The sequence below is a fragment of the Thiovibrio sp. Mzg5 genome, from assembly GCF_055379285.1.
Genome location: NZ_AP022872.1, coordinates 1,820,561 through 1,841,725 on the forward strand (window position 1 = coordinate 1,820,561; position 21,165 = coordinate 1,841,725).

Consider the following 21,165-nt stretch of genomic DNA (forward strand, 5'->3'; position numbering starts at 1 on the left):
GTCATTGTCTAACGAATCTGATTTCTCAAAAAATGCGCTACCGTCTTTTTAATAGCCTGATCGACCGTTACGGGAGGCGTCCAACCGAGGAGTTCCCGTGTTCTGCTGATATCCACTTGCAGCGAACTACAGAGACGCTGACCAACATCATGTTTTCCCAAGAGGCGGGCGCCGGCCTGAAGGATTAATGCCGACACGGGGATCAACCTGGCTTTAATTCCCATCGCTGCCGCAGTACGTTTCAGCAACTCAGTCGTGGAAAGATCTTCGTCATCGCTCACTAAAAACGTTTGATTCGCTGCAGCCGGGTGTTGCAAACAGGTAACGAGAAGATCGACCAGGTTGTCGAGAGCGACAAGGCTGCGTGAATTGTTGATTGCACCAAAAGGAAGCGGGATTCCTTTGTGCAACCAGCGCATCATCGACAAAAAATTTCCTTTTACGCCGGGCCCATAGACCAAGACGGAGCGAATGACGACGACGTCCATCCCCGTCTCTTCGGCGATCCGTCGCAAGCCCTCCTCTGCCTCACACTTTGAAATGCCATAAGGGCCAGAAGGCTTCGGCGTGTCATTCGGGCCATAGCGCTGTCCGAAAAGAGTATGTTCGCCATTAACTTTAATCGAGCTAACAAAGACAAATCGATTAACTCCCGATCTGGCGGCCTGACGCGCAAAGTTCAGAGTGCCTGCCACGTTTGTTTGGCGAAATTCGCCTAAAGGATCGGTCGCCGTGTCGGCCATTACATGTACCCGCGCTGCGGCATGAACCACGGAAGAGACGCCGACTAACGCTCCGGACCAATCTGTATCGGGACCCAAGTCGCCTACCTTTGCCACATCAATACCCTTAGGTGCGTGACAACCCTCGCTGCGCACAGCAGCACGAACGGCCACATTACCAAACGACAGTCTAGCAATAAGGTTAGCGCCAACAAAGCCCGTTGCACCAGTAACCAGAATCACATGTTTTCTCTCAAGCGAAGCCGCTCATTAGCTGCGGCAAGCTCAGCGAACCACGTCTCTAACCGATCCATAAGAACTTCCCGTCCGAATTCACTTTGTGCGTAAGCACGTCCATTGTCGCCAAGTCTTGCCCGCTCCTCTTTTGGCATGGACAAAAGTTCTCGCACCGCCTGGGCGAGTCCTGCCGAATCCCCCGCCGAACACACCAAACCTGCATTAGCCTCGGAAATAATGGCCGCACCTTCACCGTCCAGCATGCCCAACAACGGGACACCCGCCATCAGATAGGATTGAACCTTGCTAGGAATAGTCAGCACAAACACGGGATCACGTCTAAGCGAAACAAGCAGAGCGTCCGCCTGCGCATAAAACGATGACATGCGCTCCACTGGAAATCGGCCCAACAAAGAAAAGCAACTCACTAAGCCTCGTCGCACAACTTCTTGGCGCAACCAATCACTCTTCCGGCCATCACCGACAACAACCCAGCGAACCGCAGGATTGGATTTCAGACTTTCAGCGGCATCTAAGATAGCCGGAAAATCTTGCGCTTCCCCAACGTTCCCGGCAAACAATATAGTAAAAATGCCGACCTGTGCTGGCATCTCCGGAGCCCCTGCAACCTTGAGGGATGAAACGCCATCTTCTGCCCAGTTTGGGAAGTACCGAATCTTCCTTTCGTCGCTACAGTACCTAGAGATACTGCCGAGAAATCCATGCGATTGGCCTAGTACCAGAGCACAGCGATTATAGATAAATTTAACTAAGGACCCAACCGCACCCAGTACTATTTTGGAACGTACCACTCCAAGCGCAACCAATGTCTCAGGCCACAAATCTTGAACCCAAAAAACTACAGGTGTGCGTTTCAAACAAGCAATAAAAACAGCAGGCAAACCCACCGTAATGGGTGATGGTTCATACACAAAAATAATGTCAAATCGCTTCCCGATCAAACGCAATGAGCCAAAACTACATGCGCCAATAGCAAAACTCAAATAATTGAGTATCAACCGCAAACTACCGGTTCCTCTTGCAAGCATGGGCACCCGGTATATGGCCGCGCCAAAGTAATTATCAAAACCGGTGGGGTTCAGCCTGAACTCATCAAACACCTTGCCAGAAGGGTAGTTTGGCTTTCCGGTCAATACTGACACGGTGTGACCCCGCTCGACAAGCTCACGAACCAAATCGTTAACGCGAAAATTCTCGGGCCAAAAATACTGACTAACGAGTAATACTCTCATCATGCATCAGTCAGCACTGTTTCGTCCAAACCGTGCGATTTACATAATCGACATAGCTCAGAACAACCCGCAGAACTTTCTTGGAAACTGCGATTGCCTCGTAGTCCTCGACAGGCTGCATCACACGCTTTATCTTGTCATGCTGGGCAATGATCACGCGCATCGAATCCAATACCCGATCTTTCTTCAACCCGCTCATGATGAGCGTACCTACATCCATTCCTTCGGGGCGCTCATGCGAGTTGCGAATCATAATCGCTGGCAAATTAAGCAAGGAACTCTCCTCAGTGATCGTGCCGCTATCGGACACGACGCACAACGCCTCCATCTGCAATTTGATGTAATCGCAAAATCCGAAGGGTTTGAGAAACTGTATATGCGGACTAACCATTCCCAACTTCAAAGCGTCAAGACGCTTCCGAGTCCGCGGATGCGTGGAGACGATCACCGGGTAGTTGTAGGTTGCCGCCAATGCATTGAGCGTCTCGACCATATCCAGCAGATTCTGCGGTGTATCAATATTCTCCTCGCGGTGGGCGCTCACAATAAAAAACTCGTTCGTCACAAGACCCAGCCGTTGCAGCACATCCGACTTCTCAATCTTTGGCATGTAGTGATCCAGCACCTCCCGCATGTGCGACCCAGTCTTGATGATGGTCTCGGGACGTATTCCTTCGGCGATCAAGTAACGGCGGGCATGCTCGGTCAGCACCAGATTGATGTCGCTCAAGTGATCCAACACCTTGCGGTTTAGTTCCTCTGGCACGCGCTGATCAAAGCAGCGATTGCCGGCCTCCATATGGAACACCGGAATCTTGCGACGCTTGGCCGCTATAACGGCCAGACAGGAATTGGTATCGCCATACAGCATTACAGCATCCGGCAATTCCTTTTCCATCACTTCATCGGACTTTTCGATTACCCGCGCGATCGTCTGAACGGCGGTCTCCCCCACCGCTTCGAGAAAATGATCGGGCTTGCGGATACCCAAGTCTTCAAAGAACACTTGGTTTAGTTCGTAATCGTAATTTTGTCCGGTGTGTACCAGAATATGGTTGGTGTGTTGATCAAACTCGGCAATTACCCGACTCATTTTGATCAGTTCGGGCCGTGTGCCGACGATAGTCATTACATTAAGCACGAAGTTCATCCTTAATGTAATCCAGCTTCAGCAACAACGCTTTTACCTGGTCTACATTCAAGCGTTCCGTATTGTGAGAGGTGTAATCTTCTTGATGCGATATTTTTTCTTCGCCCTCACTGAAATACTGAGCGTAATTGAGGTCACGGTTATCCGCCGGAATACGGTAATAGCCCCCCACATCCTGAGCCTTCGCCATTTCTTCACGCGAGATTAATGATTCATACAACTTCTCGCCATGTCGTGTTCCGATAACGCGAACAGGCTCATCATTATTGAACAGTTCTTTTATAGCTTGCGCTAAGTCGGCAACCGTCGAAGCTGGTGCCTTTTGCACAAAAATATCTCCTTGGTTGCCATGCTCAAAGGCATACAGCACTAAATCCACAGAATCTTCTAGCGACATCAAAAAGCGCGTCATCTTTGGGTCAGTTACTGTCAGAGATTTTCCTTCTCTAAGCTGCGACACAAACAAAGGAATAACCGAACCGCGCGAGGCCATCACATTACCATAGCGAGTAGCACACAACACTGTTTCCCCCTCACCCTGCATACGTGCTTTGGCAACCATCAATTTTTCAGCCATAGCTTTAGTGATACCCATCGCATTGATGGGATACACCGCTTTATCCGTACTCAGCACCACCACTCGCTTAACGCCATTAGCCGATGCGGCGTTCATCATGTTTTCGGTACCGATAACATTGGTACGCACGGCCTCCATCGGATAAAATTCGCACGATGGCACTTGCTTCAATGCTGCGGCATGAAACACATAGTCCACCCCTTTCATCGCCTGATGGATACTGCCGTAATCACGCACATCACCGATATAAAACTTAAGTTTCGGATTGTTCAACACAATACGCATTTCTTCCTGTTTCTTTTCGTCCCGGCTGAAGATGCGTATCTCGCGCACCGCCGTAGAAAGGAAGCGCTTAAGCACAGTGTTCCCGAAAGAGCCTGTGCCACCGGTAATCATCAACACTTTGTCTTTAAACATTTTCCCCACACTTAAGCAAATCAGTGGAATTCGTGCATAGATCGAACAAGATCAAGCCAGGCCTTTGGTTGATAACCCGTAGCTAAACGAAAGCGGCTTGAATCCAGAGAGCGATCAATCACAAGAGACTCATCCGGTATAACCTCAATCGTCTTGCCATACACATCTGCAACCAATGTAAGTAAATCAAATTTGTTAATTGGCGCCGCCGCGACGTGATAAACGCCTCTCAACTCACCGTGAGGCAGAACAAAATCTCGAACAACACGAGAAAGTTCAACCGTCGGCAAACCTGAAAAAACAGCGCTTGAATAACCTTTAACCTGCTTTTCCTGAGACAAAAACCAGCTTATCAGACTTCTATGCCCTGCCAATTCATGACCGATAATTGATGTACGGAGCGTAATCGCATGAGAGTAATCCACCTCGCCCAATAACTTGCTACGACCATAGAGATCATCGGCATCTGGGAAATCAGCCTCCGAATAACCACCTTTGGTTCCAGAAAAAACACAGTCTGTACTGATATGTATAAGGCGGGTTCCGCCAATTGCACAAAGTGCTGCCAGGCGGTGAGGCAAAAGAGTGTTGATAGGAATTGCCTGAAGCGGATCTTTAACATCCGCAACTTGCTTAACAAGACCAATGCAATTTATCACTATTTCTGGTTTGGCTGTACCAAAAACCCTCACCAATGAATCATGATGCTCAACATCAACCCCGCAAATAATCTGCTGTTGCAAGTGAGCATCAAAATACTTTTTAGCCGTTTCACTTCGAGCACTTCCAAAAATCTCAAAACGTGGATCTACCGACAATAAACGAAACATAGCACTGCCTAACATTCCGGTAACGCCAAGAATCAGTATTCTCATTGGATTAATTCCTATGATGCGCTCCTAGACGCAATAATGCATCACTAGTTTTTCAACGAGCTGCGGATTAAACGATCGCGCTCAATTATACTGGGATAATTAATCAAAACAGCCCGATAGACACCCTTGAACACAAATAAGCTTCCTGCCGCTGCACCCACCACACCACAAGCGTGAATCAGCGCCTCAATATCGGCAAGCGATCCGGCCCCACCCAAAACTGACATCGGCAAACAAACAGCTTCGCGCACTTTAACAGCGAAGTCTAAATCGTATCCCTTCATCTGTCCGTCCAGATCAATCGAGTTGATAACAATTTCACCAGCACCCAATTCTTCAGCCTGTTTCGCAAATTCTACTGGTGATCGCCCTGTGCTTTTCTGGCCGTTATGAGTGTAAACCTCGTACTTGCCAAACAACGATTTCTTCACATCAAGGATGACCACCACACTTTGGCAACCTATCTCGGTAGCAATAGCCGTGATCAAAGTCGGATCACTCAGGGCGGCAGAACTAATCGCAACCTTCTCTACACCCAACCCGATAATTTGTTTCGCCTGTTCTACGGTTTTCACCCCTCCGCCATAACACAAAGGCATACGACATTCAGCTGCCAATTTTTGAATCATCACAAAATCAGGTGCAGAACCTGTTGCGGTGGCATCAATATCCAACACAATCAACTCGTCAGCTTCTTTCTCATTAAATATTTTTACTGCGTTAATCGGATCACCGACATATTTCGATGGACCGAACTTCACGGTCTTAACCAACCCTTTATTTCTTACCAGCAAACAAGGAATAATTCTAGGGCGTAGCATGTCTATATTTCCGCGAAGTTTCTTAACAGTTGGCTGCCGAAATGATGGCTTTTTTCTGGATGAAATTGAACGCCATACACATTATCATGTCTCACTGCGCAACTGAACTGATCGCCGTAATCAGTGACTGCCAAAACGTTTGCCTGCTGATGACACTCGAAATAGTAAGAGTGCAGAAAGTAAAACCGGGCCTCCGGCTCCATACGTTTAAACAAACCACTATCAGCCACCGGCATCACATCGTTCCAACCCATGTGCGGCAAATTAGTGCCATGCGGCATCGCTGACACATCAAACCTTCTGACCTTGCCATCAATCCACCCCAAGCCGGGCAATACCCCCTCATCACTTGATTTGGCCAACATCTGCATCCCGACGCAGATACCAAGTACCGGTATCCCTTTTTGTAAAACCAACTGCTCAACCGCCTGACGCATACCCGACAAATTCAGCTGCTGCATCGCATGATCAAAAGCACCCACTCCGGGCAAAATCAACTTGGTGGCTTTAACCAAATCACCGGCAGACTTCGCAACCGCGACTGGAATATTCAAGCGGCTGTATACATTCACAAACGCCAGAACATTGCCCAGTCCATAATCAATGATGGTAATCATTTGTACAGTCTTTTTTCCAAACCAAGAATACTCATTGCTCGGGAACCAATTTCTATTAAAGTTCGTTTGCTTTTATAGTCATAACTAGATTTGTTTTCACCATTGAATATCTCCCTTAATTCTTCAACGGTCAAATCTAACTTGTGAGCAACATACTCAAATTCACACTCTAAAAAATGTTCATCAAGTTCTGGTTTGGCAATTCTCGCTAGCGCCTCTTGTCTTGTCATTTGCCCCGTGAGAATTAAGCTCGAAAAGTGGGCTCGCCGCCTGTCGAAACCAAATTTCCGTGGCAGCCAATAGTCTTCAAAAAAACGAGTAAACCGGGATTCGTGATGTTTGTGCTGAAACTTTTTCCATCCAAACCGTTTTTCAAGCAACAACTCAGCATCTTTTTTAATATAAGGAATTAGATCCAGCGGCTTAACCACTTGCATACCCAAGATGTATTTGTAGTATATCTTGGAAATAAATACATCGATGATCGGAAAGGTTTTTAATGGAGTTTTCCCAAATCTTGAATGAATGTCCAATATCAAGGTTTTGTCTGTTCCAGGGTAGGCGCCCCACTCTTCTGGCTCTCGGCAACACTCTGTTGAATAATTGCCACCAGTCAAAACGTACTTGATTCTATTTACGCGTGCGAATTTATAAAGCGTCGAAAAAAAAGCGGTATCTTGAGCAATATCCTGATGGGGAATTTGCGATTTCAATAGTGACACTTGAAGATCCTTGATCTCCTCCCAATTGATTACCTCAGTATACAAATCAAGGCCCAATCCATCGACCAACTTTTCGATGTTTCCTACCGCTTGGTCGGTGTTCCAACCTGCATCAACATGGAACAGCAAGGGACGTAATCCCAATTTTTCTTTGGCAATATAGGTCAAATATGAACTATCAAGACCGCCACTCAAACCAATAATGCAATCGAAATCTTTCCCTTTACCTTGCGCTTTAATTTTTTCGGTTACGTTACGTAGTTTCTGTTCCCCCAGTTCGTCAGGATGCCAATTTGGATGGATATTTGAGTAGTAATTATTGCAATAATCACAAACCCCGTTTGCGTCAAACTCGATCAAGGAATCCGTCGTATCCATAGTGACCTTGCCCCTAAAAACTGAGCCATTGCGAAGTTAGTGATTTCGGTCTAGAACCTCACCGAGGAGACGGACATGAAATCGAAACGATTCAGCGAAGAACAGATTATAAGCATACTGAAACAGGCCCAGGCGGGGATGAAAATCGTAGATCTCTGCCGTCAACACGGGATCAGCGATGTGACTTTTTACAACTGGCGCAGCAAGTATGGCGGGATGGAGGTTTCAGAGGCCAAACGGCTGAAGACGCTTGAAAAGGAAAACAAACAGCTCAAACAAATGCTTGCTGACGCAATGCTTGAAAACCGGGCGATCAAGGACGTTCTCTCAAAAAAGTGGTAACGCCTGTCGCTCGGCGGAACGTGGTGATCTATCTACAAGAGAACCATCAGTTCAGCGAACGACGGGCCTGCGATGTTGTCGGGTTGTGCCGGAGCAGTTGCCGGTACCAGGCGATACCCAAGAACGATGAAGAAATCAGGTCCCGCCTGCGAGAGCTGGCGGAACAGCGGCGCAAGTTTGGCGCTCCTCGTTTGCACACCATGTTGCTGCGGGAAGGCTATCAGATCAATCATAAGCGGACGGAACGGCTGTACCGGGAAGAAGGGCTCTCCCTTCGCTTAAAGAAGCGCAAGAAACGGACAAGCCATCTCCGGGTTGTCCTGGATCGTCCGGAACGGATCAATCAACACTGGTCCATGGATTTTGTTTCCGACAACCTTTTCAGTGGCCGCCGTTTTCGGGTATTGACTGTTGTCGATGACTTCAGCAGAGAATGTCCGGTTCTGGAGGCAGACCACTCGCTCACCGGGCAGCGAGTAAGCCGGGTGCTTGATCGTGTCGCCCTGACTCGCGGGTTGCCGGAGGTGATAACGGTGGATAACGGCCCGGAGTTTATCAGCAAAGCTCTTGATCTTTGGGCCTTTGAAAACAAGGTCAAGCTCAGGTTTATTCAGCCGGGGAAGCCGGTTCAGAACGCCTTTATCGAGAGCTTCAATGGGAAGTTCCGAGACGAATGCCTCAATGAGCATGTATTCGTCAGCCTGCACAAGGCCCAAGAAATAATTGAATTATGGCGAACGGATTATAATGTAAATCGGCCCCATAGCTCTCTGGACAACATGACCCCAGAAGAATTTTCAGCAGCCTTTAAACGGGCTCAAAAAGCCGAAATCGCTAATCGCAGACTGGAACAATCACAGGGGTAAGGTCAATAGCGCAGTTAGTACAGATTTGGTATTGTCGTTTTTTCATTTTTTGATGCTATTGTAGGTATTCTCAATAAATGCCCAAGTTTCATCTGAGCATCGCAACCAAGAGTACTGTTCGGAAAGGATTTTGGCACGCTGAGCGATTCTCACCCGAAGCACCGGATCTTTAATAATCTGCTCTATGGCTTCAGCAATAGATTCGGCATCTTCCGGGTCGAAATATGTGCCACCATCAGCAAGCACCTCCGGCATGGGGCCACGATTTGAGCAAGCAATTGGCAACCCCACCGCCATGGCCTCGACTAGGGTGTTCGGCATATTTTCGCAACTAGAAGCGAAAATAAATATGTCTGCATTAGCAAGATGGCCTGGCAAGTCCCTTTGCGGAACAAATTCCATTTGCTGCACAAAGGTACGGTGGGGATCAGAGACACTCAATTGTTCATTTAAAAGGCGCTTGGCACGACCATTTCCACCTCCAACTAAGGCTAGTGTGATGCGATAGTCTCGTTTCCGGAGGGCCTCAATAGCCCGGATCACAACCCATTGATGTTTATACTCCCATACGGGAGAGACATACAGGCAACGGAGAGGACGCTCACCATTCTCAGGCCAAGAGTGGGCTGGCTGGGTACATTTAAAATCTCTGCCCACACCATGGGGTATACGGGCAACACGTGGCAACGACCCGCATGAACGCTGAATTACATTAGCTGCGTAATGGGTAAGAAAAATAACGCCATCAGCCACCCGAAGCGATCGATTCTGCATGTAACGCAATAGTATCAGCCTCAAGCGATCCCGACTAAAACCGAAGCGCTCGATTTCACCGGGTTCATACGAAAGCATATCGCGGCTCATAGTGACGGATGGCCGGAACGGTGAAATAGTACCCGCATCGGTATTTAGGACTATTGAGCAACCAGCTTTCCTCGCCACGCGAGGAAAGCTGAAGCGCTGCCACCACATTTGCATTAGAAGGGACTGTTCTATTTCGGGCGGATTATGCTTGATAAGCCATGGACGGTCTGGTAGGACATTTAACAACGATCGATATGCCCAAACATGAACCGTGCTGATCCCGAACTGGATCGGATCCCCCCCAGAAAGTATGCCAACCAAATGCGCCACCGCGCCACCGGAACGATTGCGTGATGCATCGATGCCAATCGTGATGCCGCTCAAGGAGCCCTCCTGTCTGCGCTGAGGGCTATCTTCGCCAGAAATGTAAAAGTGTCATCTGCACAGCGCTGCCAGGTGAGTCGCCATGACCTCTCAACGCTTACTTGCACCTTTCCGGTTCGTAGCTGTAGCGACACAGTTAACTCACGTCGCGCTCGCGCAATGCCCACCGGGAGCTCAGGATCAAAGGCCCCCCCGAGATCGTCCAAACCCCACGGCATGGGGTCACGGTTGAAGCAGACAATCGGCAACCCCGACGACATGGGTTCTATCAGGTTCATAATTTGACCTCTACATTAATAATGCTAATTTGGTAATCGGCAAACTCGACGACATGGTTACTAGGGTGGTAGGGCGCGTATATTTTGTTTGGCAAAGAAGCCACTACCGAAAACACCGCCAAGCATTCGTGATCTCATCCGATAGATCGTGATGTTCGGCGGATTCCTAGGACGCGAAAGCGACGGAAAAACAGATAAAAAAATCCTCTGGCTGGGTTTGCAACATGCCAAAGACTTTACCCAAGGTGTTCGAATTTATGCGAACGATTCAGGCAAAATGAGTTGCGTGTCAGGGCATGGTCTTAACGCTGCCGTGACGATGGGCGTGAACATACCAAGACATCGCCGCATTAATACCCTGGGAAATTGTGTGGCTTGGTTGGTAACCAAGAAAACGTTGGGCTTTACCAATATCAGCCTGAGAATGACGAACATCTCCGGGTCGAAAATCGCGGTATATAGCCTGGGTATTCGCCAGCACACCAAAGTCCTTGAGGTTCTCGCGAATCATTTCGAACAAACTATTTAAGGTGGTTCTGCCGCTGACGGCCACGTTATAAACCTGATTTGCAGCATCTGCATTTTCACATGTGGCGGCGAGCAGGTTGGCCTGTACGGCGTTATCTATGTAACAAAAGTCGCGGCTGGTTTCTCCGTCCCCATTAATGAAAACTGGCTGATTCAGGAGTACGGCAGAAGTCCATTTTGGGATAACTGCTGCATAGGCGCCGTTCGGATCTTGCCGTTGTCCAAAGATATTGAAATAACGCAGACCAATTGTTTTAAAGTCGTAGGTCCGCGCGAAGACATCGGCATAAAGTTCGTTGACAAGTTTGGTCACCGCATAGGGCGACAATGGTTTCCCGATATTTGCTTCAACTTTGGGAAGATCAGGGTGGTCGCCGTAAGTGGAGCTGCTAGCGGCATAAACGAAACGCTTGACGTTTGCATCACGCGCGGCGACCAGCATATTGAGGAAGCCATCGATGTTGTTGGCATTGGTGGTGATGGGATCTTCAATGCTGCGCGGCACGGAACCCAAGGCGGCTTGGTGGAGGATGTAATCGACGCCTTGGCTGGCCTTATGGCAGTCCTCCAGCGTCCGGATATCGCCTTCAATAAAATGGAAATTTGACCATTGTTCCGGGGAAACAAGGGTCTTGACTTCGTCCAGATTACGCTGGTGGCCAGTCGAAAAATTATCCAGACCAACCACACGCTGATTGAGCTTGAGCAAGGTTTCAAGCAGATTGCTGCCAATAAACCCGGCGATACCCGTTACAAGCCATCCCTTGGGGTCGGCGACGAGCCGGGTTTGAAGTTCGGCATAGGCAGAATTAAAATTATTCGTACTCATAAAATGTTCCTTTTCTCAGGCAGAAATTTGTGCCAACTTGGTACCACGACCAACCAGATGCCCCCAGTGGCCTACCTCAACATCTACAAGCTTCGCATCATTTAGCCATCGCCGAATCATTGCTGCCGTCTGGGGGTTGTCATACGCGGGCGCCAACATGTCGAACGTATCCAGAAGTGCCCACTCCCTCAACTGCTGATCGGTCAGGGGATAAATACCGGTGTAGTCCGCAACGGGGACCAGTCGTTTGAGTACTCGCCCAAGTAGCGGCACACGCCCCAGACGTTGGCTAACGGCCAATAGACTCGGCACCCACCGCTCCAACAAACCGAACAACTTTGGCTGTGACATGCGTTGAGTGAATGGCCTTAGTAGATACTTTGTGTGCAGCATCGTTCTGAAACGTTTCCAGTAAAAATCCACGCACAACTGCCCCCCCTCCCGCATCATCGGCGGCAACGCCGCAAAAGCTGCGGCGACATCAGGCGTGTGCTGGAGGACACCCAAAGAGTAGACAAACGGAAACTCGCCCAGCGCGAATGGTAACGCATAGATATCGCCTTGCACAACATGCAGATTTGAGTGGTGCTTCAAGTTGGCATAACATGCATCTACCGCGCTGGAGTAATCCAGCGCCACTACCTTTGCGCCGGCCTTCAATGCCACTTCGGCAAAGCGTCCAGCGCCGCAGCCGACATCAAGCACCCATTGTCCCTTTAGCTTATCCGGCGACCAGGCTGTGGCCAACCAGAACCGATCAGCGGAAATTGGTAGACCGGAATAGCTATCCAGCTGGGTTTGGCGAAAATGGTTCCACTGCATACCGAAGTTATCGGCATAATTCGACTGCGGGACGAAGCGCGGTATACCGCCACGGACAGGATACCGATGCTGGCCATCTTCTGAGACCAGCCAACCCGACTCGATTTCTTGTGAATTATTTTCGTCGGTCTCCAACATCAACCGTTGCCCGGTCTTCGGACAACGCAGCAGTTCCAGCAATTCAGTTTTCACACGTATTCTCCAATACAATCAAAACGTAACCCCATACTCCCGCCGCCATAACTCAAACAGAACCAAAGCAAACAGACGCTCGCCATTGCTGCGTCCACGATCTTGGCCACGTAGCAGCCCATTAACTGTTCGTGCATCAAAGCTGCACTGCGAGTCACGCAATACCTCATTAAACAGCGTCCGATATGCCCCGCCCTTAAGCCACTCCGCCAGCGGAATTGAAAAGCCCTGTTTTCGCTGTCGGTCGAACTCTGGCGGCAACACGCGGGCGGTCAACCGCTTGAGCAATATCTTCTTCTCCTGCGCGGTTGCCTTCAAATACGAGGGCACCTTGCCAAAGGCAAACTCAATCAGACGGTAATCGAGCAACGGCGCGCGCACTTCCAGAGAGTTCAGCATGCTGGCACGATCCACCTTGACCAGAATGTCCTCTGCCAGGTAATTCTGAAAATCCATGCGGGTGGCCCGTTGAAGCAGGTCAAGATGGCGTGGTACGCAATCACGATGAATGGCCTCGGCAACCAAACCATAGCCGGGGTAGGCCGCCATGAGCTTCCGCCGAATGGTGGCGTCGAAGCAGCTGGCGATCTGGGGCAATCCATAACGCAGATCCTCACTTGATGCCATCAGCCACGTTCGAATATTGCTGTTCGCAAACCCAAGCGGCAAAAAGCGTTCGGCAGCCAAGGCTGTAAGCTGCCGCAGCGGGTAAGGAAAGAACCCCAATCGCCTCTGCATCCATAACAAGCGACTGTAATGTCCATACCCGCCAAACAACTCGTCGCCACCATCACCACCCAATGCCACGGTGCAGTGCTGACGCACCAACTGACTGACAAGAAAAGTAGGGATCGTCGACGAATCCACCATCGGTTCGTCAAACTGGCGAGCCAAACACGGCAGCAGGTCTGCCGTAGCTGGCTCAGCCATCAGTTCCGTGTGCTGGGTACCAAAATGTCGGGCAATTAGGCGGGCATGCCCTGTCTCATCCAACTTGCCGTGGCCAGGGAAGCCTATTGTGAAGGTCTTCACCTTGCTTGCCTGGCGCACCGCCATGGCAGTGATCAGGCTAGAATCAACTCCACCACTGAGCAGTACCCCTACTGGGACATCGGCCAGCAACTGTCGCCCCACGGCGTTTTCAAGCAGCGCCTCCAGTTCATCGAGAAGAGCCGCTTCATCCACCGCACCAGTGTCGGCTTGGGGTTCCAATTCCGGCAGTTGCCAATAGCGCCATACCCTGGCCGTACCCGCGGTGAGATCAAAGGTCAGGGCATGGGCGGGGGGCAGTTTGTGGAAGCCCTGCAGGATACAGCGATCGCCCGGCACAAAGCCCATGGCCAGATAACAGTCGAACGCCTCTGGGCTGATGCGGCGCGGCAGGCTTGCGTCTGCCAGCAGGGCCTTGAGTTCAGAGGCGAAACGCAGTGTGCCATTCGCCACGTGATAGAAAAGCGGCTTTTCTCCGGCACGATCACGCGCCATAAACACACGCTGCCGCCTTGCGTCGTGTATCGCAAAAGCAAACATGCCGTTCAATCGCGACAGGCAATCCGTATCCCATACGTCGTAGGCGGCCAGCAGCACTTCCGTATCGCTGGATGAGCGAAAGACGTAACCGCATTGCTCCAGTTCGTCACGCAACTCACGGAAGTTGTAAATCTCACCATTGAATACAATGGTGAGGCCACGGGCTTCGTCCCGCATCGGCTGATGCCCGGCGAGCGAGAGCTCAATAATCGATAGACGACGATGAGCCAACCCCACCCGCCCGTCGTCGGCCCACCATTCACCAGCATCGTCCGGCCCACGATGGGCCATAGCATCACGACCAGCGGTGAGCCAGGCGCGTTCTGGCCACACGAAAACCGATGCTATTCCAATTAATCCACACATACTCTAGGAATTAACAACCGCCAGCGGCACCGTAGCTGGTCGGTTTTTAAAGCGGGCTAGTCGCTGCACGCGATTTCTTGAGGAACAAACTCTGGAAAAATCAATTTGAGATACGCCCGAGCTACTCGACGCGGCTCAAAATCAATTGCTCTCAACCTACCATCTGGGAGGGATTTGTCGCTGAGAGTGGAAATTATTGCTTCCGCCATTGCCCGTGAATCTCCCATAGGTACCAAACGGCCCCACTTCCCATTTTCGAGTATTTCCGCAGTTCCGCCGGGACAATCAGTGGCGACAATACGAACCCCTAACGCGAGCGCTTGCTGAATAACATTCGGGCAGCCTTCAATCAACGACGAACTGATAAACACATCCGCTTTTGCGAGCCATCGAAATGGGTTGGTGTCGAAGCCAGGCATGAGTATATATTTATCAACATCTAGCGCGCGAGCTAACCGCTCAAGCTTTTCCCTCTCTTCCCCTTCCCCAAGAAGAAAGAGATAACAAGGAATTTTTTTTCGCACAAGGGCAAAAGCCTTAACAAGTGTGGATCGATCTTTTACCGGACTAAAACTGCCAATTGCGCATAACATGGTAGGATTACGATCATCACCCAAAGTGAAAACCAGCTCTTCCTTTGAGAGATTTTCAACATTCGCAATATCAACCGAATTATGTATGACTTTACATATTGAGCCCTTAACCCCCAGAACAGTCATTAAATCTTTTTTTGCCGCGTAAGAATTGCAAATGATAAGCTTTGCACGCTTATAGAAGATACGAAATAGAGGCTTTAAAAAAATAAAGCGGTAAGGGTGAAATCTCACAAAGAATTCCGTCAATACTGTTCTTTCACTAATAAAACATTTATCAATTTTCCCTGTCAGAGCACAAGCGAAAACAGCACCAACGTTTGCGAGATCTGGACACGAGAGTAACGCATCAGGCTTCTCTGTTCTTAAATATTTTATCAACCGAGCCAAGGTCAGGAGTTTACTTGTAGTTGACAGGTCAATTACCCGAACGGCAGTCGACACCTCTTCAACATATGGCCCTTTAAGCTTCGAGCATACCAAATCAACGCGAACACCTAAGAATAATGCGCATTGGTTCGCCAACTCAACAAAAGCCCGTTCGGCACCGCCACCATCAAGTGTTGGCAAGAATAGCGCAAGAAAAGGTCTCGGCGTTACGTTAGGCAATTAGATTTCCCTTTGGCAACGACGGAATACACATAAAACAGAATGTGAAGTGCCCACATGCACTAAACCAAAATCAATCATACGCCGTAAACTACGAAGAAACAGCGATTGGCCTTCGTAGCTATAAAGGCGTTCAAATATAGTCGAAAGATAACCACATTCACCTTGGATAGCCTTGAGACCAGCTGAGCTCCAGCTTTTCTGGAAAATGAAACCGAACTGCGCCATGGTCTCGATTACAGTTTTTTCAGACAATGCAAACTGATAAAAATCCGCTGGTTCAGATTTAAACCTACTTATGGGGTAACAACCCAACCAAGCCTTGATTTTTCGCAAGGGACTCATGTAAGGAAAAGCGCAAAAAAGATACCCTCCGTCCTTGATGACTCGCGACATTTCACTTGCAAGAGGATGGTAGCCATCCCAGAAGTGTTCAATAACACCTAGAGACCAGTATCCTGCAACTGATGCGTCAGAAAAAGGAAGCGCCCGCAAATCACCAAGCCTGATATCGAGCTCTGGCGCGTGCTCATTGAGAGCATTAACCGCCATCGGGGCAAAGTCTATGCCAACACACTTATAGCCTGCACGGTGCAGCGCAGCTACATAGTGCCCTCTCCCACAGCCTCCTTCTAGGATAATCCCGTCTGCTGGCTTACAGTAGCGTTTGGTCAATGCTACCAGTTGACCACCATCACGTGAGGCGGCTATGCTTTTCTGCACAGTCTCCTTATCCATTGACCATAACGAATCCCATAGTTCTGGCGTAGCCCTTGCCCCAAGGTAAACAAGCCTGTTACCTTCAACATCAATTAATCGCGCAGAAACAACATTTTCCTTTTGCACCTAATAATCACCTATATTATATATATACTTCCAAATGTTGTACGATCAGCAAAGAACTAACCTAATATGGCTTATCTCAGGGGCTGGCGTGATGAAGAACCACTTCTTATTATCGAGAAAAATCGTAACAATTCAATTCACCACTTTAGCATCAACACACACTTCCCGCACTTCGCGAATTCTGCTACGATGACGAATCTTGGGTCCACCAAGCAAACGAAGGGTAATATAAAAAGGGATAAACTCCCAAAATATCGGCCAGAAAATGGCACCTGTTGTATCTCTAAAAGTCCCTAAAACGTAAACGCAAAGAATTGAATAAAACAGCGTTTCAAGAAAACCCTCTTGCCTCTCTTGATACCAACGATGGATTCGTGCCAGTATGTACCCCAATAAAGCGCCGCGCAACGCCAACTCAATCCAGTCGAAACCGACAATTGCCTGGGTAATAACACCCCACATAAATCCCTGCCCAGTGCCACTTATGCCAATTTGCCTTAAATACCACTCTGCTCCGGTTACCTTTTCAAATGGTAATAGCTGTTGCGGCGGAAGTATTGGAGTGAAATCGTTTATCGCTAAATACCACGGGAGCTCTATCCCTGACAACTTTCTCAGATAAACATCGTACGCCGTGCCGAGCAGACTTTGAAATTCATTTCCTGCGGACATCACAACACTAAAATTGTCAAAAGCACCCTGCCACGATGTGAAATCATCAAATGCCCGATACCACCCCATAAACATAAAGTACAAGAAAAGAATTGATATTGATCCAAACAAAAATCTTAATGATACTCTGTGGACTCGGTGATACATGAGTAGTGTCAGAAGCATAAAGGCCATCAAGCCGCCCCTAGAACCTTTCTCTAAAAACGATTGAATCGTTACAATAAATATCAAAATTATCAATCCGATAAGCCATTTTTTCTGGTTACACCGGAGTATAATAAGCGTAATTACAGCTGTTTGAAAGATAAACTCTAATCCAGCAAGCTTCCCAGATAACTGCAACAAAATGAGAGGTGCGCTCGCGTTAACCGCAAGATTATTTGCAACCGAATCCGGATCGTAACCATGATTAAAGTTGATTCCAGTTGCCACATTCAAGATGAGAAAATAGACATTTAACAAGACAAACCCAAGTATAATTATTTGTTGGGTTCGATGACTAGGTTCTGCCACCTTTCCCGATATGAAAATCACTTTACGCCCACGAAAAACCGAATAAAAGATCCCAAGGAACAGTAAGTAGACTACATGTCGGAAGTGAAACAATCCAATTTCTGATGGACTTGGTCCATAGTGGGTCAGTCGTCCATCTCCTAGAGTGCCGAAACTGAAATCTCCGAACATAAAGTTAACTAGTGGATACACTGAATAAACACATGTCATCGAAACACAAAGCATACCGATATCAAAAAATGGTAGTTGGCGGTCTCTTTGCCACAGCGAAACCAGCAGCCCAATAACAATTAAGACGCACGCAATGCCGGGGGCTAATACGTAGCGGGCTTGCACATTTATGGACATCAAAGTAACTATTCCCAACAGCGCCAAGGGAAGTGTTGTTGTTAAATGTTTTTTGTAAATGACCATCTCTTAGTATCTTTATCTTCAACCATCTTCTCTGAATTCAAATATGAAGTTGATGGGGATTGAAGGCCCTTTTCCATGTAGAGGATAGGCCTTATCATATTAATGACGGGAAGGCACTGTTGCCAAGTCTACGCAGATATCTCTTTTGCAATGTAACATTGTAAGGCTTCAAAATGGGTTGCAAGAGCTTCAATCTCAGACGCGCTTGGCAAAACATCCCAATCATTAAAACACCCGGGAGCATAACGGCGAAGAACTGATCCCAAGCCGAGCATGATGCTCTCTCTTGCTAAGGGTTCCTCAGCAAGTTTAGAACGGATCTGCTCAGGCAAGTCTGTGATCCGCCCTACTTTTGTTACGCTCGGCAAATCTGTGTATACAGTTTCTCCGAACACCAACACCGGTCGCCCCAGCAACGCAGCCTCCAGAGTAATTGTTCCCTGGATTGACAGAATCAACGAAGCCTTCTCAATAAATTGACGCGATGACGCAAATGGAGAAACAAGTTCGACACCAGGTAGTCGCGTCAATTGATGCAACTGCCTCGGAGAGTAGTTATCTGCATCTATTTTATGCAACTTTACCAACAGCCTATGTGTTGGCGGGGATGACCTCGCGATTGCTTCGATAACGCTAAACTGATCCGCGTAAAACGGCGCCCACACGTCGATCGCCATTTCTGGCTGCATATGCAAACCGATAAACAAATAAGGCGTATCTGGTGGAGTTTTAAGCAGTGATTGTCTGGGGAGGCGAATTAGATTCAAACGTCTTCGGAAATAATCCGAAACTGAACGGCTCACGGGACGCCGGCTAAATTTATCAGATTGTCCTGTGATATTTTCCTTTAATGCGCTAAACAAGTTCAAAATGCGTGTGGGTAGCAAATTGATAATTGTCTTAATATTGTTTTCTGTTTTAATGCTAGGTGCCAGCAACCTGCCCGCCTCAAACTCTAACAATGTTCGCTCAGCGAGAGTTCGAATTGTACATTGGGAAGCAGACAGTGCCGAGAAAGTACTGCTAGTATTCATACCGGAGGCAAACCCAGTCAGCCCTCTGGGCATGACCGAAAAACTAAGAGCAAACCAAGGAACGCTCAGCTTCTTTGCTACTGCCAACGACATACTACTTTGAAATCCATCGAATCCACTTATAATTACGGATGGCTCTAAGTCTTTAAAAAGGTTCTCCATTCGACGGCCGACATACGAAGCATAAGCGATCGCTTCGCTGTACGGGAGCTCCCGCAATACCGAGTCACACATAATCATATTGTGTATCGTGGGAACATTGTCACCTTCCAGAGATGCTAAATACTCTATGTCTGGTCGTGGCATTGTTTCCTCAGGTTCATTACGTATGCAATACAAATGCAAATGGCTCTCACGTTCGGATAAATCTTTTTGATGCAGGGATGGATGCAGGAGGTGAGAAACCGAAAAACCAGTTGCCTCCTCAAGGGGGGCCCACAAATGATCAACAAGACGTAAGCCGTAGCCCAATGTGAGCACATGAAACTCGCCGCCTTCTTTTTTAATGTTCAATTCGGCATTCCTGATAAACTTTGTTTTATGGATTTCTCTCTGAACATCCAGTCTGCCAGAGCTTTCGCACTCAAACGCCATGACGACAAACTTCGGACTCGTCGTCGCTTGAGTACGGTAGAAAGGAATGACTGAGGGATTGCCATCCTCTAATCCAATTCGAACGCGCTTTCATAATTCAGTTTGAGAGCCGAATTCTGGTCTTCTTTTTTTCAAGAAGCAGTTGCCTACCGTCAGCGCTTCGATTGGTGTGCAGCGCCAAGAACTAGGACGAAAATATTAGGCATGCCAACTACCGCCACCGTATATTGCCCGCGCCAACCGCATTGATCTCAATGCTTCTTCTAGACTGGGCAGCGCATGCTCCTGTCCGCCAATTGCCTTAATCGCCTCCTCCGCTTGCGCTCTGAGTCCGGGCTTAAAATCTGTATCCCATTTGTGAGCAACGATAGATTCAAGCTTTCGTGATCCATAGGGTTGCACAAAGGCTTGCTCCAAGGGGCGCATCTCCCATCTTTTTTCTTGCGTAGTGACCGTCACAGCCCAAGGACCCGGACCATTCCACACGGCCTCGTATAGGGCAATATCCCCGGAGTCATACATAATCTTTGCTGCAACAAAACTTGGGCAGTTGGGCACCCATGGAATCACTGGCTCCACCGCGACAATCTCGCCTCGGCCAAGAATAGTGAGATAGTCAATGACATGGATTGAATTTGCATACATCCAGTTCTGGACAACAGACTCCGGTTGCCCCGCTTTTCTGGCAGCGATCTGATCTTGCTGATCATAAACATGGATAAGTCTCGCCCCCTCGTGGTGAGCGAGTTCCTTCACCACTGCTCGCGTACTGCTGTAGTGACGGCGATTCAATGCCACAAATGCTTGCGCTTTGTGCTCGTGTGCGCTTGCCAAAATATGTTCTGCATCGGCTACATCGTATCCCGCTGGTTTCTCTATCAAGCATGTCCAAGGATACTTAAATGCCTCAACACATGCCTCCCGAACTGACAGCTCTGGCACCGAGATCACAACTAATTTGGCTTGCGTTGTCTCGTATAACTCATCAATGGAAGCGCAGACTGCGCTTAAGCCATACTCCGTGGCAAGCTGATCAGCCCGGCTTCGCGTTCTACTAAAAATACCAGTAAGGTTTACCGTGGGAATATCACGAAACGCCTTGAGATGCTCCGTTGTCATATAACCAGCGCCGACAAAGGCAATTTTCAGTGAAACGTTATCGTCTGTCATTTCGGCATGT

18 protein-coding genes are annotated in these 21,165 nt (G+C 48.6%); 1 reads left to right on the forward strand and 17 read right to left on the reverse strand.

Going from position 1 to position 21,165, the window contains the following annotated elements; genetic code table 11:
* Positions 1-8 precede the first annotated feature (8 nt).
* From ACZ46D_RS08250 to ACZ46D_RS08285, 8 genes are read right to left on the reverse strand one after another with little or no spacing between them, the layout of a single operon-like run.
* Positions 9-965 (reverse strand): UDP-glucose 4-epimerase family protein, encoded by a 957-nt coding sequence (locus ACZ46D_RS08250; RefSeq protein WP_464926973.1) that lies wholly within the window; start codon positions 963-965, stop codon positions 9-11.
* Positions 962-2,215, reverse strand: a complete 1,254-nt coding sequence (locus tag ACZ46D_RS08255) for a glycosyltransferase family 4 protein (protein WP_464926974.1) — start codon at positions 2,213-2,215, stop codon at positions 962-964. The genes ACZ46D_RS08250 and ACZ46D_RS08255 overlap by 4 nt, the downstream gene beginning before the upstream one ends.
* Before the next feature lie 7 nt (positions 2,216-2,222).
* On the reverse strand, positions 2,223-3,353 hold the full coding sequence (wecB, locus tag ACZ46D_RS08260; protein WP_464929272.1) for a non-hydrolyzing UDP-N-acetylglucosamine 2-epimerase: 1,131 nt from the start codon (positions 3,351-3,353) through the stop codon (positions 2,223-2,225).
* A complete protein-coding gene (locus tag ACZ46D_RS08265) occupies positions 3,346-4,356 on the reverse strand; it encodes a polysaccharide biosynthesis protein (protein ID WP_464926975.1) in 1,011 nt (336 codons plus the stop codon). The genes wecB and ACZ46D_RS08265 overlap by 8 nt, the downstream gene beginning before the upstream one ends.
* Positions 4,357-4,376: 20 nt before the next feature.
* On the reverse strand, positions 4,377-5,231 hold the full coding sequence (locus ACZ46D_RS08270) for a dTDP-4-dehydrorhamnose reductase family protein (RefSeq protein WP_464926976.1): 855 nt from the start codon (positions 5,229-5,231) through the stop codon (positions 4,377-4,379).
* 44 nt (positions 5,232-5,275) lie between these two features.
* Entirely contained in the window at positions 5,276-6,052 is a 777-nt protein-coding gene (locus ACZ46D_RS08275) for an AglZ/HisF2 family acetamidino modification protein (RefSeq protein ID WP_464926977.1), read from the reverse strand.
* Positions 6,053-6,054: 2 nt separating this feature from the next.
* On the reverse strand, positions 6,055-6,669 hold the full coding sequence (hisH, locus tag ACZ46D_RS08280) for an imidazole glycerol phosphate synthase subunit HisH (RefSeq protein ID WP_464926978.1): 615 nt from the start codon (positions 6,667-6,669) through the stop codon (positions 6,055-6,057).
* Positions 6,666-7,769, reverse strand: a complete 1,104-nt coding sequence (locus ACZ46D_RS08285) for an N-acetyl sugar amidotransferase (protein ID WP_464926979.1) — start codon at positions 7,767-7,769, stop codon at positions 6,666-6,668. Before ACZ46D_RS08285 ends, hisH begins: the two co-directional genes overlap by 4 nt.
* A gap of 75 nt (positions 7,770-7,844) precedes the next feature.
* Here ACZ46D_RS08285 and ACZ46D_RS08290 point away from each other — a divergent pair.
* Positions 7,845-8,977 (forward strand): IS3 family transposase gene (locus ACZ46D_RS08290; protein WP_464926980.1). Its coding sequence is split into 2 segments (ribosomal slippage): positions 7,845-8,097 and positions 8,097-8,977, totalling 1,134 coding nucleotides; the frame shifts between segments, so codons are not numbered across the junction.
* A 42-nt stretch (positions 8,978-9,019) separates the two neighbouring features.
* Here the strand turns inward: ACZ46D_RS08290 and ACZ46D_RS08295 are convergent.
* The 9 genes from ACZ46D_RS08295 to ACZ46D_RS08335 form a co-directional block, all read right to left on the reverse strand.
* Complete coding sequence (locus ACZ46D_RS08295; protein ID WP_464926981.1) at positions 9,020-10,165, reverse strand: glycosyltransferase family 4 protein; 1,146 nt, start codon at positions 10,163-10,165, stop codon at positions 9,020-9,022.
* Between the two features lie 567 nt (positions 10,166-10,732).
* Positions 10,733-11,800: an NAD-dependent epimerase/dehydratase family protein gene (locus tag ACZ46D_RS08300; RefSeq protein WP_464926982.1), complete on the reverse strand. Its 1,068-nt coding sequence runs from the start codon at positions 11,798-11,800 to the stop codon at positions 10,733-10,735.
* Positions 11,801-11,815: 15 nt separating this feature from the next.
* On the reverse strand, positions 11,816-12,814 hold the full coding sequence (locus ACZ46D_RS08305) for a methyltransferase domain-containing protein (RefSeq protein ID WP_464926983.1): 999 nt from the start codon (positions 12,812-12,814) through the stop codon (positions 11,816-11,818).
* An 18-nt stretch (positions 12,815-12,832) separates the two neighbouring features.
* Positions 12,833-14,710 carry an asparagine synthase (glutamine-hydrolyzing) gene (gene asnB / locus ACZ46D_RS08310; protein WP_464926984.1) on the reverse strand — a complete coding sequence of 626 codons (1,878 nt, stop codon included), beginning with the start codon at positions 14,708-14,710 and terminating at the stop codon, positions 12,833-12,835.
* Between the two features lie 56 nt (positions 14,711-14,766).
* The gene (locus ACZ46D_RS08315) at positions 14,767-15,912 is read right to left on the reverse strand and encodes a glycosyltransferase (protein WP_464926985.1); all 1,146 of its coding nucleotides are present in this window, start codon (positions 15,910-15,912) and stop codon (positions 14,767-14,769) included.
* Entirely contained in the window at positions 15,913-16,758 is an 846-nt protein-coding gene (locus ACZ46D_RS08320) for a class I SAM-dependent methyltransferase (RefSeq protein WP_464926986.1), read from the reverse strand.
* A gap of 132 nt (positions 16,759-16,890) precedes the next feature.
* Positions 16,891-18,357, reverse strand: a complete 1,467-nt coding sequence (locus ACZ46D_RS08325; protein WP_464926987.1) for a hypothetical protein — start codon at positions 18,355-18,357, stop codon at positions 16,891-16,893.
* A 128-nt stretch (positions 18,358-18,485) separates the two neighbouring features.
* Complete coding sequence (locus ACZ46D_RS08330; RefSeq protein ID WP_464926988.1) at positions 18,486-19,904, reverse strand: hypothetical protein; 1,419 nt, start codon at positions 19,902-19,904, stop codon at positions 18,486-18,488.
* A 279-nt stretch (positions 19,905-20,183) separates the two neighbouring features.
* Positions 20,184-21,155, reverse strand: a complete 972-nt coding sequence (locus ACZ46D_RS08335) for a Gfo/Idh/MocA family protein (RefSeq protein ID WP_464926989.1) — start codon at positions 21,153-21,155, stop codon at positions 20,184-20,186.
* Between the last annotated feature and the right edge of the window lie 10 nt (positions 21,156-21,165).